Here is a 17009-nt window from a genome sequence, read left to right as displayed (position 1 = left end):
TAGCCTCCACGAATGCGGTACCTCAGCGAGTCATCCGCGGTCGGCGCCCTGCGCCGGTCGGCGTCGATCGAGCAGTTCCTCGGCCCGGCTTTCCACGGCGACCGTCGAGGCATCCGCTGGGTTTCCATCGAGCCTCGCCGCCACGCCCACTATGTGATCGTGCTCTACCTCAGCTGGGACGTCGGCGGTGAACACCTCCGGGACCTGTTTGAGTTCCCGCCGCTGGATCCGGAGGCTGAGAACGACGGCGACGTCCTCGCCGAAGTGGACGACGCCGTGGAAGCCATCCGCATCGCCGAACAGCTCACCGACGCCGTCCGGCAGCGATGGGCGAACTTCGGCGTCGCTGCCGAGGACTACCTCGACTACGTGAGGTCGGCGCGGCTGCCTGACCCGCTCACCAGACAGGCCGCAATCGAGGTGCTGAGCACACTGCTGGCTTCGGGCGGCGGTGATGATCGAACGGTCTCATGGCTACTCGACGGCCTTGCCCGCCGAACGGGATGCCTGCATTTCACTGACATGATCTACTGGCCCTCCGATCGCTCCTGGACCGCCGAGGAGATCATCGATCACGCCTGGTCGTGTACGCCGATAGCCCTGTAGCCGGCGACAGTCTGGGCTCGACGACGCGTCACACGGCCATCGGCCTGATCAGAGCGGGGCGCCGCCGAACGAGATCTCGTTTCCCTCCGGATCGTGGTAGGTGGCGTGGCGTACCCCGTTGGCGGAGGTCTCTGGCCTGCCGTGAAAGGACGGTGACAGCTCCACGTCAGGGCGTACGCGGATGGTGGTCGCATGACGACGAACAAGAACGCCGCGACCACCACGAACTCGACCTGGACGGGCATGGTGCCGGTCGACGACACCGCTTTGGCGGTCACCGACACCGGGGGTTCCGGTGTGCCGATCATCTACCTCAACGGTCAGTTCGCCACCCAGGGCTACTGGCGGCGGGTCATCGCCGAACTGGGCTCCGGTTGGCGCCACATCACCTATGACGAACGCGCCCGGGGTAAGAAGTCGGGCACGTCGGCGGACTACTCGTTCGAGGCCGCCGTACGCGACGTCGATGTCGTGCTGGCGGCCCGAGGGGTGCAGCGGGCGGTGGTGATCGGCTGGTCCTACGGCGCCTTCGTCGGCGCACACTGGGCCAGCCGCAACCCGGACCGGACCATCGGCGCGGTCCTGGTGGACGGCGCCCAGCCCTACGACTGGCTGACCGAGGCCATGGAGCAGCGCATCCGCAAGCAGTTCCAGCAGTTCCAGTGGGCGTTGCGGCTGCTGCGCCCGACCGGTCTCACGCCGCGGATGAACGCCACCGAGATGGCCGAGTGCAACATCGAGCTGGGCCGGATTGCCCGGGCCGCGGACCTCGGACCGGTGCTGGACGCGATCACCGTGCCGACCAGGTACGTGGTCGCCTCCGGCTCGTCGCTCGGCAGCAAGGGCGACGAGCAGGAGATCATCCGGACCAGCCTCGTCGGGGTGACCGAGCGCAACCCGAACATCAAGATCAGCGCCAAGGTGCCCAGCAACCACGGTGCGATCCTCAAAAAGGACTACGCGGCGGTCGCCGCTGCCGTCCGCGAGGTCGCCGCCCTCGACTACGCAGGACGTTGACGAGAGCACATGTCGTGGCCCGCCACGGTCGCCGATGGCGACCCGGTGAGCTCCGACCGCAGACGCGTGCGGTCGCGGACGCAGCAGGAGTCCGCGGCCGCACCGGTGAAACCCGGTGGCGCCAGCCACACCCCTTGGGCATCCTGGTCGCCGTGCTCGTCGTGCAACGCGTTCGCGTCCGTTGGGGCGCTCATGCCCGCGGAGCGATACCTGCTGCCCGACGTCGGGCGGTTGCGGAGGCTTATGAGCTTCCACCCGTGCCGGTGAGCGAGCCGCTCATCGTCCACGACGTGCTGGCGGACGAGGCTGACGGCTACCGCCCATTGTCCGCTGCAAGTTCGGGCTCGCAGGCGGTGGAGCTGCGCCCAGATGCTCGATGGCTGCGGCGACGACTTGTTGCGAGCCGTCGGCCCATTCAGATGCGCTCATGATGTCGGCATAGACGGTCATGGCCGGCACGGCCGCGTCGCCGGCAATCACGGTCGCTGCGGCTGCCAGCGGTGGTGCCGTAAGCGACCCCTTCGACGCAGTCATTGCCACCAAGAGGGCATCCATGATGGAGTCCAGGCCTTTCCTCTTCACATAGGACGGCTTGGCAGCCGTTGCCTCAAGCTCATTCACCAGGAGATTCCTCCGGCACTGGGCGAGCCAGCGTCGCCACGACCGGGGGTTCGCCTATCGCCCTGGTCACCTGGCCGGAGCTTTCGCCTCGCCGTCTGGCCGGAACTCGTGGACGACCTCTATCAATCCGACGATGTGCTGGTTGAATTCGTCGAGTTCTTCGGCGGGCACCCATAGCTCGAGGATGTCGCGGCCGCCGGCCTGCTGGATCGGGTAACGGGAAGCGAACTGACGGTCGACCTCGAATCGGGTGACGTAACCGACGCCGGAGGCGGGCACGTTCCAGTCCCGGGCGATCATGATCGCGTACTGCTCGTTGAGGACTGGATAGAAGATCGGCTGGTCCGGTAGGCGCGGTGGCCATGCCTTCCAACCGGAGGCAGCCACGAGTTCGAGTTCCTCGGGGCCGGTCGGCCGCCAGAGGGTCGTCGTTCCAGTCACCGCAGTCTCCTTCCGCGTCGAGGAAGGGTAGCGGGCTGCGCGAAGCGGTGGCGCGTAATTTCGCCGCGGATCTTGGCGGATTCTCCGCGCGGGCGGCGATGAAACCGCGGTGTAGGCGCGGTGGAACCGGGGCGGCGGATGCTTTTCCTCGACCGGTTGACGCCGGCACGAGGGAGCGATCATGAGAAACATTCCCGCGGTTCACGCGGAGGGCCTGGTGAAGGCGTTCGGGGACTTCCGCGCCGTAGCCGGGGTCGACCTGCGCATCGAGCAGGGCGAGATCTACGGTGTGCTCGGCCCGAACGGTGCCGGCAAGACCACCATGCTGAAGATGCTGGCCACGCTGCTGCCGATCGACGGCGGGCGGGCGGAGATCTTCGGCGTGGACGTACGCCGTGAGCCGCATCGCACCAGGCAGTTACTTGGTGTCACCGGCCAGTACGCATCTGTCGATGAGAACCTGACTGCCAACGAGAATCTGTGGCTGTTCGGCCGGCTGCAGGGGGTGTCGAGCCGGGCGGCTCGCGCCACGGCGTCCCAGCTGCTGGAACAGTTCGGCCTGCAGGAGGCGGCCAACAAGCCGATCTCGCAGTTCAGCGGTGGTATGCGGCGGCGGCTGGACCTGGCCGCAAGCTTGATCACCCGTCCGCCGCTGATCTTCCTGGACGAGCCGACCACCGGCTTGGACCCGCGTACGCGTGGCCAGATGTGGGACACCATCCGGCAGCTCGTCGCCGACGGCTGCACTGTGCTGCTCACCACGCAGTACCTGGACGAGGCCGACCAGCTCGCCGACCGGATCGCAGTCATCGATCGCGGGCACAAGGTGGCCGAGGGCACACCGGACGAGCTGAAGGCGTCCGTCGGCAACTCGACGCTGCAGTTGCGGCTCACCGACGCCGCCGACCAGCCCGCCGCCGCCGCGGCCGTACGCCGTCTGCTGGGCGAGGAGCCGGTGCTCAGCCCGGAGTCCGGCCGCATGAACGTGGCGCTCGACACCGCCGACCGGGCCGCCGACGTGCTCATCGCGCTGCGCGAAGCCGGCATCGGCATCGCGTCGGTGAGCGTCGACGCGCCGACTCTCGACGAGGTGTTCCTGGCCCTGACGGGGCACGACACCGGCGAGGGTTCCGACCAATCCGCGACCGCGGACAAGCCCCAGCTCGAGGTGGCCCGATGACCCTGCAGATGACCACGCCGGCGCCCGTGGCGGCCCCGCGCCGGCTCACCCCCGACGACATCGCCGCGCGTACGACGTCACACAACAGCCTGCGGCAGACGCTCGGCCAGACGATGTCGATGGCGTGGCGGGCGACGAAGAAGATGCGCCGCAACCCGGAGCAGTTCTTCGACGTCACCGTCCAGCCGCTGCTGTTCACGGCGATGTTCGCGTACCTGCTCGGCGGCGGTCTCGCCGGCAGCGTGCAGGCGTACCTGCCGCTCGTGATTCCCGGCATCCTCGCGCAGACCGCGCTGACCGCCTGCATGGCGACCGGCGTGCAGCTGCGCGAGGACATGGAGAAGGGGGTGTTCGACCGGTTCAAGTCGTTGCCGATGGCCCGGATCGCGCCCCTGGCCGGCCCGATGATCGCCGACCTGCTGCGGTACGCCATCGCCTCCACGCTGACCTTCTGCACCGGTATCGCGATGGGCTACCGCCCCGGCGGCGGCGTGGCGGGTGTGGTGGGGGCGATCGTGCTCACGATGATCGCCGGCTGGTCGCTGGCCTGGGTGTTCACCTGGGTCGGCACGCTGGCCCGCAGCGCGCAGAGCGTCCAGGGCATCTCCATGATGATCATGTTCCCGTTGACGTTCCTGTCCAACGCGCTGGTCCCGGTGGAGACCCTGCCGAGCTGGCTCGCCGCGTTCGTGAAGGTCAACCCGGTGTCCCATGTGGTCACCGCCACGCGCGACCTGGCCAACAACGGTCAGGTCACCGCGCACGTCGGCTGGGCGCTCGTGGCCTGCGCGGCGGTCATCGCGATCTTCGCGCCGCTGTCGGTGCGCAGCTACAAGAAGCACATCTGAAGATCAGCCGGCCCCGATCCGCTCGACCAGGTCTCGCGCCTCGTCGAGCAGGTCGGGGCCGCGCCGGTCGCCGTACTCCGCGGCCAACGCGGCGAGCAGCCCGGGCGCCCGTTCCTCGGCCCGCGGGGCGATCCGCTCCCAGGCCAGCGTCGGCATGCTCCGGTTGTACGCGAACCGGTCGGCCAGTGCGATCAGCCGGACCGCCTTCTCGACGGGCAGCGCGTCGCGGAGCAGTCCCCACGCTCCGAGGGCGAACAGCACCAGACCGCAGACCGGGTAGTCCAGATAGGGATGGTTCGGATCGAGCACGAGCGACGCCCGCTGCCGGTTCTCCGCGAACAATGCGGCACCGACCGGGTCGTCGGCCGGTGCGTAGTAGGCGTGCGCGGCCAGGTTGGTCGCCTCGGCCACCAGCAGCCACGGCTCCAGCCCGGTCTTTTCCAGGAGCGGCATCCGCAGCTCACGGACTCGCAACCCGGCCGTACGGTAACCGGCCAGTCCCGTCTCGACGTCGCCGCGGGCCAGATCCAGCTCGGCCTGGCCCAGGTCGAAGGACAGCCGGCCGGCCATGGCACCCTCGAACTCCGTCGAGTCGCCGAGTTGGGCCAGCTGCGCGGCAGCGCGGTCGAGGTCGCCGTCGGAGATGAGCGCCAGGGCGAGCAGCGACCGCAGCTGGATGGCGTCGTCCTGCGCGCCGAGCCGGTCGAGCACCGGCAACGCGGCATGCGCGTGGAGCGAGGCGTCCTTGACCCGGCCGAGCTGCATCGCCAGCTGTGCCGCCATGGTGTGCATGATCGCCTGCGACCACGGGCCGGTCGTGTCGTCGGCCAGCTGCAGGCCGCGCTCGGCGGCGTCCATGGCCGCGTCCGGGTGGCCCATGTTCTCCAAGGCCTGGCTCAGCCACGGCAAGGCCAGGGCGGCGATCTCCCGGTCCGGGGATTCCGCGTGCGTACGCAGTTGCTGCAGGAAACCGTCGGCCGAGTGGGGGTCGATGTCGATCAGCATGGTGACCATGGCGGCGATCCATCGATCGTGGTCGCCCGGCCCGAGCGCCCGCAACGCGTCCCGAAGCAGGTCGGTATGCGGTGAGTTGGCGACGAGGGCGCCGTTGAGGGTCATCGCGATCGCCGTACGCGTGGCGTCGGCCAGTTCCGGCGGGGGCGTCCAGCCCGCCACCACGTTCGCGGCCGCCTCGATCACCACCAGCAGCCGGGGATGTTCGCCCCGGATCATCCAGTACCCGGCCAGCGCCGCGAGGATCTGCATCGCGGCCGCCGGGTCGGCCGTGGCGAAGGCCCGGCGCAGCACATCGGAGAGGTTGCCCTCCTCGGGCCGGATCGCGTCGACGACGTCGAACTGCCGCCGGCTGAACAACGAGCGGGCGTGCCGTGCGGCGAACGCCACCGCCCAGGCACGCTGGGCGTGCTCGGCCGCGCTGTCCTCGCCGACCGCGATCAGCTGGATGCGGCCGAATTCGCGGACGGTCTCCAGCATCCGGTAGCGCACGCCGCCGGAATCGGTCTCGACGACGGTCAGCAACGACTGGTCCGCCAGATCCTGCACCGCCGTCAACGCGTCGCCGCCGAGCATCGCCTCCGCGGCGTCGAGATCGAACCCGTCGTGGAACACCGACAGCCAGCGCAGCGCCCGGCGCTCCCGCTCGGCCAGCAGGTTCCACGACCAGTCGATGACCGCGAGCAGCGTCCGATGCCGGTCGGGTGCGCTGCGATCCCCGCCGCGCAGCAACGCGAACCGGTCCTCCAGGCGGCGGGCGATGTCGGCGACCGCCATGACGCGTACCTTGGCCGCCGCCAGCTCGATCGCCAAGGGCAGCCCGTCCAGCCGCTCGACGATCTCGGCGACCACGTCCTCCGTACCGGTCAGGCGCACGTCCGGCCGCGCCGCCACCGCGCGCTGGCGAAACAGCTCGGCCGCGTCGCCGGCGTGCAACTCCCCCAGCAGGTAGACCTGCTCGGCGGGGATGGCCAGCGGCGCCCGCGTCGTGGTGAGCACCCGCAGCTCGCGGGTCGTGGCGGTGAGGTACGCGACCAGGTCGGCGACGGCCGCGACGATGTGCTCGCAGTTGTCCAGGATCAGCAGGCTCGGCGCTTGATCGAGGTGGCGGGCGATCCGGGCGCGCACGTCGGCCCACTGCTCGGGCGTGAGGGTCCGCCGTCCGCTGACCGAGTCCCGTACGCCCAGCGCCGACCCGACCTCGCCGACCAGGTCCTCGGGTGCGGTGACGCCGACGAGTTCGACGAAGTGCACGACGGGAGCCGGATACTCCCGGCCGAGTACGTGAGCCAGCCGGGTCTTGCCCAGCCCGCCCGGCCCGACGATCGACACCACCCGGGAGGCGGCCAGGGCGGCCTGCAGCCGGCGAATGTCACCGGTACGGCCGATCAGCGTGGTGGCCTCGTAGCGCACGCCGGTGCGTACCGGGCTGTCCTGGACGAGCAGCTCGCTGTAGATCCGGCGCAGCTCCGGCCCGGGATCGGCGCCGATGCGCTCGCGAAGATCCGCCCGGTACGCCTCGTATCGGGTCAAGGCGGCACCGGTGCCGCGGACGGCCGCCTCGCTGCGCAGCAGGTCCGCCAGGAGCGCCTCGTCCGCCGGGTGGCCCGCCGACTCCTCGGTCAAGACGGGCAGTGCGTCTGCGTACTCGCCGATTCTGACCTTGGACCTGGCTTGCAGCAGGCGAGCCTGTTCCAGGTCGTGCGCGGCCTCGCGCCGCAGCGATCCGAGCGGGCCATGGCCGCCGGCCGCGACCGGGCCGAACTGCAGGGCTTCGGCGGCCAGCTCGGCCGCGCGAGCCGGATCGGACTCGAACGCGGCCCGAGCCGCGGCGAGCCGGTCCGCGAGCACCTGCACGTCGACCTCAGACCGGTCGATGCCGAGACGGTAGCCGTCCGTGTCGCGAACCACCGAGTCCGGGCCGTGCGCCGTCCTGGTCCGGGACACGAGCACCTGCAGCGCTTTGAGCGGATTGGCGGGGACGTCCTCATCCCAGATCAGCTCGACCAGCCGCGCGGAGCCGACCGTCCGCCCGGCGGCGGCAAGAACGGCGAGCAGCGCCTGCGGCCGCTCGCCCACCACCGGCTCGCCATCCCAGCGCACCGCGTCCAGCAGCGTCAGGATGATCGGCACCTGCCGAGTCTAGACTTCGCAGCCGGTATGCCGGACGAAGCCACTCAGCCGCCGTTCGCGGAGAAGTGCATGTAGTCCTTGAGGGATCGATAGTCGCCGCCCCATTCCCAGCCGACCGCGGCGAAGGCCCGGACGACCTCGCTGCGGGGCTGCACCATCCCGGACCGTGCGTCGGCTCGGTCGAGATACGCGGTCGCGAGTTCCGGCAGCACGATCTTGCCCTTGTGGTACGGGTTCTGGAACGGGTCGACGTCCACGGCGAGGCCGTAGGCGTGCTGTGACCACGTGTCCTGGCCGCGCACAGGGCGGCAGGCGAACACCTCGGTGTTGTTGCCGTCGCCGGTCGGCGGCGCGTTCAGCTCGGCGGCGGTGGAGATGTGCATCCGTTCGATCGGGAAGTCCGCGGCGAACAGGCGCTGGAATACCGTGACCAGGTCGTTGGCCGCTCGGGCGTTGACCAGCAGTTCTCCGGTGTGGGCACGTCCGTCGAAGCCGCGGAAGCCGACCGTGACGTAGCGCAGGTCGGCCTGGGCGACCGGGCACTGTTCGGTCCAGCTGGACCGGGCGAGTACGCGGGCCGGCACGACCTGGACGGTCGAGTGAAAACGGCCGTCCGCCGGAGGCGGCAGCTCGTCGACGGTGATGATCGACCGGTTACGCAGCTCGGCCGGGGTCTGCTGGGCGGCCGCCACCCCGTCCGAATCGACCGGGAGCAATCGCCTTCCCAGCCAGGCCGGTGCTGGGGTGGCGTTCCCGACACGACTGGATTCAGGGCTCGGCGACTCGGTGTCCGTCGGCGCGGCAGTCGGAGTTTGTGCCGGCGTGTCCGCTTCCGGCGTCACCGGGCCGTTCGAGCAGCCGACCAGGGCGTAGCCCAGCAGCATCATCGCGGCCAGCAGCCCGGCTACCCGGCCCCGGCCGCGCCGCCGACCGGAGGGCTGCTCGGTTCGAAAACGGGGGGACGAGGGGAAGCCGTCGGGGGCACGCACCTCGCCAACGATAGACATTTCCCTGGTCAACCGCATTGTGATGACTTCGACGACGCCACAACCCGTGAAGATCCACCGGCTGCCTCTCGGCGGTGTTCACAGCGATCCCGACTCCGGCCAGTTCGACCAGTGCGTGTTCGGGGACCTCGACGGCCGGTACACCGTCAGGTCACCTGTCGCCAGAACCGCGGCAAGCTGGTGGAACGTCTCGGTCTCGCTGGGCAGTTGGTCGTACCGTTCGGGCTCCCGATGCCACCACTCGTCGAGGACGAGCACGCACGGCAGGTCCGCCGGGATGCGACGCCGCAATTCATCCTCGTCGGCCAGCAGCAGGTCACGATGCTCGGCACGAGCAACCGGAAGACGTCCTCCAGCGGATCACCGGCGGCTGCCTCGACCGGTACGCGCCGACCCCGGATCTCGATCGGCCCGCCGTCGGTCTGCAGATACTCCGGGTTGTCGATGTCCTCGATTTCGTCCATATTGTCGATCCGGGACAGGAAGTCCTCGTTCTCACAGCCGGGCCGCCCCCGGGTGAGGCAATTCCCGTACGCGTGCACGACGTCGACCACGTTGCCCGCGCGTGGGTTGTAGCCGACCAGTTCGATCAGCAAGGCCCACCGGGAATCGTCGCGGAACACATGCAGCCGAGCGTCGATCGCCGAGGAGTACGGATGCTCCGGGTCGGCGAAGCGGTAGTCACGCGCGGCATCGTCGAGTTGGGCGAGGATCTGCTCGGCGGTATCCATCGCGGCAGCGTACGGCAGGACACCATCCGCCATGGCGGTCGCCCGAGGTCGTTGTCCAGCGCGCGGATCCCGGCGGGCGGGACGTTTCAGATGTAGCTCATGGGGCAGCCGTGCCGCAGCGAATGCTCGGCGGCCTGGCGGTAGACCGCGACGTAGAAGGTGACCGGGTCCTCGATGCCGGTGCTCAACGCGAGCGGTCCGCTTGGCAGGTCGGCGGACAGGCCGATCTCGGCGGCCATCGGCGCGACGAGGTCCCGCAGCCGGTGCGAGCTGACGACCCGAGTCTCCTGTTCGTCGTACGCGTTGCCGACCGGAAGCTTGATCAGACCGTCGAACGGCACCGGGACGAACAGAGCAGCGTCGAGCACGTCCTCCGCCCCATTCCGGGCGCACAGCTCGCTGAAGCCGTCCAGCTCCGGCGAGATCTTCTCCTCGAAGGACTCCGCCGGCGGCACCTCGCGTAGCGGACCAGGGTAGGGCCCGAAGCCCCGCTCGGCGAGGGCGCGGTCGAGCAGTGAACGGATGCCGAAAGTGATCTCGTCCTTCGCCCAGCTGTCAGGCCCGATGTCGACCAGGTAGATACCCACGCGGGCACGGTAACGAGAGGAAGCGGCGAGCGCGAGTCACGGCGCTTCGGCCGCACCCGTTCGGCACCCTTGTCCCGGCGGCGATGGACTCCTGTCGTTCAGCGCGCGCGACGGTAGTGCATGATCACCACGCCGTTACCGAGGGCTTCCGACGACAGCAGTTCGAGCCGGCGGGTAGCGGGCAGCCCGCCCTGGTACAGCGTCGGGCCGTGGCCGGCGATCCTGGGATGGACGAGCAGCCGGTATTCGTCGATCAGGTCCAGCCGGTCGAGCTCGGTCGCGAGCATTCCGCTTCCCAGGAGGACCCCGGCCGGGGTGGCGTCCTTGAGCTTTTGAACGCCCTCACGCAGATCGCCGGCGATATGGTGGCTGTTGGTCCACGGGAAGTCCGTACGCGTCGACGACACGACGTACTTGGGTTTGGCGTCCAGCTTGACCGCCCACTCGCGCATGGCCGGGGGCGCCTCCTCATCGCCGCGGGCGATGGCCGGCCAAGCGCCCTCCATCATCTCGTAGGTGACACGACCCCACAGCATGGCTCCGCACTCGTCCATGAGACGGGTGAAGAAGGCGTGCGTCTCATCGTCGGCGATCCCCTCCCGGTGGTCGACGCAACCGTCCACGGTGAGATTGAGGCTGAAGGTCAGGAGTCCCATGGCGGGCGAGTCTAGTGCCACTGGGGCAACGGATCGCTGTTTTACTGGGCTGGACACGTGTCGCATCGGCTTGCGACGGTGCCGCCACGGGCGGCGGCCGTATGCGCCTCGACACCCGCGACAGCGACCAGACCAATGTCCGGTTGCAGAGACTGTGGCCGCTTGACTCTCAGGCCGTTGGAGAGATCAGAATCAAGGTCGTGACTCGCGAGAAATCCCAGGAGTTGTGGCCGATCGGCAGGTTCGCGCTGGCCACGGGGATCAGCGTGTCAACCTTGAGACACTACGACGAGATCGGCTTGCTCCCGCCCGCCCATGTCGAGCCTGCCACGGGCTACCGCTACTACCAGCCATCCCAGGTCACGGTGGCATCGACGATCCGGTTGCTGCGAGGCATTGACCTGCCGTTGGAAAGGATCAGTCACCTTCTCGACCTCGGTGACGACGCGCTGCGCACCGTCCTTCGGAGCCACCGGGAGCGTCTGGCCGAGGGGGCTTCCACCATCGCGCGGCGAATCGGTCAGACCGACAAGCTCATCCTGGAGGGGCTCTTCGTGGACAACAACGACATCGCGTTTCACAAGATCATTCCGACGTTCCCGGTCCGCGATGTCTCATCATCGGTCCGGTTCTACGTGGATACCCTCGGCTTCACCCTTGGCGGGCAGACGGGTGAAGAGTTCGCATCGGTGTTCCAAGGCCTGGTCGCCGAAGTCAACATCTACCTTCGGCGCCGGACCGAGCACTTCACCCCTGCCGAGTGCTTCATCTTCGTAGAGGATCCCGACGCTCTGTACGCGGAGTACACCGGCCGGCAGGTACACGTGGTCGAGCCACCCCGGGACGAGGAGTGGGGCTATCGACAGTTCACGATCGCGGACCCAGACGGGCACCGGCTGCATCTGTTCCGCTTCCTTGAAGACTGAGAGAACTATTCACTCGACGTGCGTCGATGCGCCAGCTCGATCAACTCGTGATGTGTCGCAAATGGACGTAGCGGTCGCTCGCGGGTAGATCAACTGGTCTGTGATCACACAGAAGATCTTCGCCGACCGGCCGTCGCGGGTAGAGACCATGACGGGCCTGACCAGCGATCAAGTCGACCGGCTCGTCCTCGACGCCTACGCCGCCGGCGCCCTCGACCTGTCCGGTCGTCGCGCAGTCGGCCCGTACCGTTCCGTGCTGGTCGTACTGCTCTACCTACGCCACAACCTGTCCGAGGCCCTCATCGCAGAGTTGTTCGGCTGCTCCCAGCCGACCGTGTCCCGGCTGGTCGGCAGTCTCATGCCCACAATCACCACGGTGCTCACGGCGGCAGATGACCTTGTCTCCATGGGAGTCGATGGTCTCGCTTCGACTCCCCGCCTGCGTCCACCGCCGGTCGCCCCAGATCGGCACCTCCGCATCACGGTCCGACGGCCCATCAGGCGCCGCTCCTCTTCCTGGTCCGGCGCCTGATGGGTCGTTGCGCTACGCGAAGGCGGTGGTTTTGAGGACCGTCACCGAGTACGCCGGCAGCATCCGCGAGCTCCCGATCGGCGCGTTGTCGTGGTGGCTGCGCAGGCCGCTGTCACCGGGCTGAAAAGAGTGCACCGTGGTGCCCCGGCCGATCTTCTGACCGGCAATGTCCAGCTGTACGCGATGCGCCTGCGTCGGATCGGTGTTGACGAGCAGGACGGCGATGCTGCCGTCGGGCCGTCGGCTGGCGTACGCGAGCACTGAATCGTCCGTCGAAGCGGTCTGCAGCAGCGTCCCGCCACGCCCGGCGACCTCGGTCGCGAGCTGAACCCCGAAGTACGACGGATAGGGCGTGTCGTCGGCCACCTCGCAGCCGGTCGACTCGCACCCGCTGGCGAGCAGGCCAAGGTCACCGGTGGGGAACGACCAATTGTGCAGCGCCCACACATCGACGCTCTCCGCGCCGTTGGCCAGCAGCGACAACGAATGCGCGGCGAGGAACAGCGCGTTGAAAGGTGCGATCTGGTCCGGTCCCGCCACCGTGGCCGAGTTCATCTCGCCGATCATGATGGCCGTTTCCGGCCCGGCATACTCGTCGACCATCGCCCGGGTGTCTGGCAGGATCGCCGGGATCGCGTACTGCGCCGCGGCGAGCAGGTCCGCTGGTGCGCTGCCGAGGAAGCTCGACGGATACCAGTGCAGGTCCACGAAATCGATGGCCTGACCGGCGATGCTCAGCACCGTCTCGTTCCAGTCACGGAAGGGGCTGGGATCCGGTCCGACGACGAACAGCCCGACGCCGATCCTGATGCTGGGATCGACAGCCTTCATGGCCTGCGAGTACGCGACGACGTTGGCGGCGTACGCCTGCGGGCTGCGGTCGGCGTGGGCGTCCGGCTCGAAGTTCATGTCTTCGAAGTAGCCGTTGAGGTAGACCTCCTCGCCGATCTCCCAGTCGCGCACCCCATACCCCTGGACCTGGTTGGCGTAGTGCACCCAAGCGGCCGCTTCGGCGGGCGTCCCGGTGCCGTAGTTGACGTGGACCATCATGTCCGCGCCGGCAGAGCGGGCCACGGTGGCGAACTGGTCGAAGGTGAACTGCGGCGGCAGCGCCGCGTAGTCCGACGGGTGCTCCGCGATGTCGGGATCCGGGCTCAGGGAGCCGTCGGCCCAGTGGTAGAGGTCGCTGATGGGGCCGCCGTTGAAGACCAGCCTGCGCAGACCCGCCTGGCGCAGCAGGCCCGGGACCGCGGCGTGGGTCAGGTTCGGGTTCGACAGGTAGGTGTTGACGCCGATCGCATGCTGGTCGAGCGCCGCGATCGGCCGGTCGGCCCGGACGGTGATCTTCACTGATGTCGCGGCGGCCACCGGTGACGCCAGGCCCGCCGTCAGCGCCAGCACCGATGCAGCTGCCACGGTCGCGTGCATTATCCGTCTCATGTAGATGATCCCTTCCCTCGGTGTTCGCGGTGCTCTGCCATGGTCAGCAGTAACTGCGCAGCGAGCATCGGGAGAAAGAAGGCGCGGTATCCGACTAAAGTCTAGGGTGCGGCGGCCAAGCTCGGATCGAGACATCGCCGCCTGAGAATCGAACGCGACCTGGCCAAAAGGAACAGCCGAATGGACACGGCCCACGCGCCTACCGCCAGGGGGAAGTCCGGCCGGAGTTCGACGGACCGGGAGCGACGGCACAGTCGGCCAGCACGATGAACTGGGCGCTGAAACTTCAGCCCGCCGCGCTGACCGGCGAGAACTTTCGCTGGGACGCGTACAACGCCGCCGGCCGTCTGGGGGCCAATCCGAGTCGTGCAGTGAGACCGCGCCGCGACCGCCTCAGTCCTTGAGGCGGCCGCGGACCGCGTCGGCATCGGCATGCCCCAGCTGATCAAGGATCGCCACCGCGGCCTCCCATGCCGCGCGGGACTCGCCTGGCTGACCGGCGGCAGCGTACGCATCACCGAGGTGGGTCAGCGAATCAGCCTCGTTGAACAAGTCGTGCGACCGCCGGAACAGGTTCACCGCCGTGGTGAGGCACTCGATGGCTTCGGTGTGCTCGCCCAGGTGCAGATGGGCGTAGCCCAAGCTGTCCCAGATGGCGGCCGATCCGGCGGTGTCGTCGAGCGCCTGCGCCAGCTCCAACGCCTGTCCACAGTGGTCCAAGGCGCGACGGTAGTCGCCGAGCTGCGCGTACCCCCAGCCGATGGCGTTGAGGATTCGCGCCTCGCCCACGCGGTGCCCTGCGCGACGATACCGCTCCAGCGCCGTGAACCGGTCTCGTTGCGCAGCGCGATGCCGGCCTTGCAGATGCAGCATCCACGAGCGGCCCATCGATGTGTGGGCGCCGCCGAGCAGGTCGCCCTGCCGGCCGTACAACACCAGCGCAGCTTCGTAATGACCGCCCGCGTCCGCGTACTGGCCCATTTGCGTGTAACCGCGGCCCAGCAGCCGGTGCGCGTATGCTTCGCCGACCGGATCGCCTCCGCGCCTCGCCGCGGCCAGTGCGATCAGCTCCACCGCGATCCAGTCGCGCCAATGCCCTTGATTGTCGAGATAGTCCAGCAGCGTCCACGCCAGCTGCCAGGCTCGCGCGTCTTCACCCGCGGCCCACGCCCGCTCGACCGCCGCCACCAGGACCGCGTGCTCCGCGGCGAACCACGCCATCGCCTGCTCCGCGTCGCTGAAAGTGAGCACCGGCGCGCCTGCCACCACGGGCACCGGCACAATGGGCTCGCGGTGCGGATCCACGAGCATGGCCGCGCGCATCGCCGTGGCCCGATAATGATCGAGTACGCGCACCGAGGCGATCTGCTTCTCGTCTTCGGCCAGCAACTCCGACGCGTACGCGCGCAGCAGATCGTGCAAGATGAACCGGCCGGGCAGGTGCTCGACGACCAGATGGGCCCGGACGAGTTCACCGAGCGCGGCGCGGGCGCGGGCGGCTGGCCACGCCGCGAGGCTGGCCGCCGCCGGAGTTGCGAAGTCGGCGCCGGGCAGGGCGCCGCACAGCGTGAACAGGGTGGCCGCGTCACCTCCGAGGGCCCGTAAGGACCAGGAGAACACCGACCGGACGTCACCGAGCTCGCCTAAGCCGCCGCCGTCCGGCCGAAGATCGGCCGCGATCTGGTCGAGGGGAAACGCCGGGTACAGTGCGGCCCGGGCGGCGACCACGGCCAGCGCGAGCGGGAGCCGCGCGCACTGCGTGGCGATGCGTTCGGCCACACCTGGCACGGCATAGGCCCGGTGCCGACCGATCCGTTCGGCGAGGAGCCGGACGGCGTCGTCGGCGGGAAGCAGGTCGAGCGTGACCGGCTCGGCTCCTTCCGCGGCGACCAGGCCACGAAGCTGGTCGCGGCTGGTGATCACGACGCGGCAGCCCGGTGTCCCGGGTAGCAGCGGCCGCACCTGTTCGGCGTCCCGCGCGTTGTCGAGCACGATCAGGACTCGTTGGCCGGCGAGCAGACTGCGGTAGAGCCCGACCTGCGCCTCGAAGGCGACGGGAATGCGTGCGGCCGGCACTCCCAGCGCATCGAGGAACGCCCTTAGCACCGTGCCGGGATGGGCTACCGCTCCGGCCGGGCCGAAACCGTGCAAGTCGGCGAACAGCTGACCGTCCGGGAAACGATCTCGTACTCCGTGCGCCCACCGGAGGGCCAGCATCGTCTTGCCGACTCCGGCGGTGCCGGTGATGACGCAGACGGCCGCACCGGAATGATCCAGCTGCTGCAGGGCGTCGGACCGGCCGACGAAACCTGGGGCCGGCGCGGGCAGTTGCGCCGGGCGTACCCACGCTTCATGCTCCGTTCCGGCCACCTGCCGGTACGCCACCGTGAGCTCGTCACCGGGTGTGACACCCAGTTCGTCGGCCAGCCGCTCGCTGATGTCGGCGTGTGCTTTGAGGGCGGCGGCACGGTCACCGCTGCGCGCCAGCAGCGTCACCAGCCGGGCGTGCAGCGGCTCATGCAGCGGCTCCTGCGCGGACAGCGTCCGCAGCAGGTCGACGGCCGCATCGTCGCGATCGGCGTACGCGATCGCCGCCTGCAGCCGGCGTCGGCCCAGCGCCAGGGCCGCGGGGTGCGTCCGCAACCGGTCGGGTGCGTCGGCGAGCACCGGACCGCGCCAGCATTTCAGCGCCTCTTCCAGCCGTCCCGCTTCCAGGAGCGCCGCGAACTCGCCGGCGTCCACTTCACCGGCCTCCAACCGCAGCTGGTACCCGTGCCGTGCCGTGTACAGCCGTGGCTTCTCCGGGGCGTCGAGTATTCGCCGCAACCGGCTGACAGCGCTTTGCACCTGTCCGACTGCGCTCCGCGGTGGGTCCGCGCCCCACAGTACGTCCACGATTTCGTCGCGGCCGACCACCTCGCCGGCTTGCACCGCGAGCAAGCCCAGGAATGTCTGCTGAAGGGGCGGGCCGGGTGGGACGGGCGATCCACCGATCCGGATGATCAGCGGTCCCAGAACGCCGATGTGCACCCCAGACCGGCCCCGGCGCAACAGCTCCGTCACTTCCAGCGTCGACAGCCCGAGGCAGGCCGCCAGCCGGGACATCGACTCCGGACGCGGGGTCGCGACCCGGCCGTTCTCCAGATCGCGGACCGCCCGCACGCTCAAGCCGGCTCGCTCGGCGAGCTGCTGCTGCGTCAGCTTCGCCCGCCGGCGGTGCTCGCGCAAGAGCGCACCCAGCAGCTGCGGCCGTGCCTCCACAGCGGAGCC

Annotated in this window: 15 protein-coding genes; 6 read left to right on the top strand and 9 right to left on the bottom strand. The window is 69.2% G+C overall.

What is annotated here, in order from left to right:
- Positions 1-12: 12 nt before the first annotated feature.
- Together AB0H43_RS27630 and AB0H43_RS27625 are read left to right on the top strand one after the other, a co-directional pair.
- Positions 13-606, top strand: a complete 594-nt coding sequence (locus AB0H43_RS27630; protein WP_360003939.1) for a hypothetical protein — start codon at positions 13-15, stop codon at positions 604-606.
- Positions 607-798: 192 nt separating this feature from the next.
- On the top strand, positions 799-1623 hold the full coding sequence (locus AB0H43_RS27625; protein ID WP_360003937.1) for an alpha/beta hydrolase: 825 nt from the start codon (positions 799-801) through the stop codon (positions 1621-1623).
- A gap of 276 nt (positions 1624-1899) precedes the next feature.
- On the opposite strand, the gene AB0H43_RS27620 is transcribed toward AB0H43_RS27625, so the two are convergent.
- Positions 1900-2244 carry a hypothetical protein gene (locus AB0H43_RS27620; protein WP_360003935.1) on the bottom strand — a complete coding sequence of 115 codons (345 nt, stop codon included), beginning with the start codon at positions 2242-2244 and terminating at the stop codon, positions 1900-1902.
- A 66-nt stretch (positions 2245-2310) separates the two neighbouring features.
- The gene (locus AB0H43_RS27615) at positions 2311-2685 is read right to left on the bottom strand and encodes an ADP-ribosylation/crystallin J1 (RefSeq protein ID WP_360003933.1); all 375 of its coding nucleotides are present in this window, start codon (positions 2683-2685) and stop codon (positions 2311-2313) included.
- 181 nt (positions 2686-2866) lie between these two features.
- On the opposite strand from AB0H43_RS27615, the gene AB0H43_RS27610 reads away from it, so the two are divergent.
- Both AB0H43_RS27610 and AB0H43_RS27605 read left to right on the top strand, forming a co-directional pair.
- Positions 2867-3865: an ATP-binding cassette domain-containing protein gene (locus AB0H43_RS27610; RefSeq protein WP_360003931.1), complete on the top strand. Its 999-nt coding sequence runs from the start codon at positions 2867-2869 to the stop codon at positions 3863-3865.
- Complete coding sequence (locus tag AB0H43_RS27605) at positions 3862-4713, top strand: ABC transporter permease (RefSeq protein ID WP_360003929.1); 852 nt, start codon at positions 3862-3864, stop codon at positions 4711-4713. Before AB0H43_RS27610 ends, AB0H43_RS27605 begins: the two co-directional genes overlap by 4 nt.
- 3 nt (positions 4714-4716) lie before the next feature.
- On the opposite strand, the gene AB0H43_RS27600 is transcribed toward AB0H43_RS27605, so the two are convergent.
- The 5 genes from AB0H43_RS27600 to AB0H43_RS27580 form a co-directional block, all read right to left on the bottom strand.
- Positions 4717-7860 (bottom strand): BTAD domain-containing putative transcriptional regulator, encoded by a 3144-nt coding sequence (locus AB0H43_RS27600; protein ID WP_360003927.1) that lies wholly within the window; start codon positions 7858-7860, stop codon positions 4717-4719.
- 44 nt (positions 7861-7904) lie between these two features.
- On the bottom strand, positions 7905-8849 hold the full coding sequence (locus AB0H43_RS27595; RefSeq protein ID WP_360003925.1) for a M15 family metallopeptidase: 945 nt from the start codon (positions 8847-8849) through the stop codon (positions 7905-7907).
- A 164-nt stretch (positions 8850-9013) separates the two neighbouring features.
- Positions 9014-9598 (bottom strand): hypothetical protein, encoded by a 585-nt coding sequence (locus AB0H43_RS27590; protein WP_360003923.1) that lies wholly within the window; start codon positions 9596-9598, stop codon positions 9014-9016.
- 86 nt (positions 9599-9684) lie between these two features.
- Complete coding sequence (locus AB0H43_RS27585; protein ID WP_360003921.1) at positions 9685-10185, bottom strand: hypothetical protein; 501 nt, start codon at positions 10183-10185, stop codon at positions 9685-9687.
- A gap of 98 nt (positions 10186-10283) precedes the next feature.
- Positions 10284-10841: a dihydrofolate reductase family protein gene (locus AB0H43_RS27580; protein WP_360003919.1), complete on the bottom strand. Its 558-nt coding sequence runs from the start codon at positions 10839-10841 to the stop codon at positions 10284-10286.
- 101 nt (positions 10842-10942) lie between these two features.
- On the opposite strand from AB0H43_RS27580, the gene AB0H43_RS27575 reads away from it, so the two are divergent.
- A complete protein-coding gene (locus tag AB0H43_RS27575) occupies positions 10943-11767 on the top strand; it encodes a glyoxalase superfamily protein (protein ID WP_360003917.1) in 825 nt (274 codons plus the stop codon).
- A gap of 100 nt (positions 11768-11867) precedes the next feature.
- Positions 11868-12299 (top strand): transposase family protein, encoded by a 432-nt coding sequence (locus AB0H43_RS27570; RefSeq protein ID WP_360003915.1) that lies wholly within the window; start codon positions 11868-11870, stop codon positions 12297-12299.
- Between the two features lie 12 nt (positions 12300-12311).
- On the opposite strand, the gene AB0H43_RS27565 is transcribed toward AB0H43_RS27570, so the two are convergent.
- Positions 12312-13715, bottom strand: a complete 1404-nt coding sequence (locus AB0H43_RS27565) for a hypothetical protein (RefSeq protein ID WP_360003913.1) — start codon at positions 13713-13715, stop codon at positions 12312-12314.
- A gap of 417 nt (positions 13716-14132) precedes the next feature.
- The gene (locus AB0H43_RS27560; protein ID WP_360003911.1) at positions 14133-16967 is read right to left on the bottom strand and encodes a BTAD domain-containing putative transcriptional regulator; all 2835 of its coding nucleotides are present in this window, start codon (positions 16965-16967) and stop codon (positions 14133-14135) included.
- Positions 16968-17009: the final 42 nt, after the last annotated feature.

It is taken from the genome of Hamadaea sp. NPDC050747, assembly GCF_040654195.1.
GTDB lineage: Bacteria > Actinomycetota > Actinomycetes > Mycobacteriales > Micromonosporaceae > Hamadaea.
Note: the sequence above shows the minus strand (reverse complement) of the source record. Positions and strands in the feature narration are given on the sequence as shown.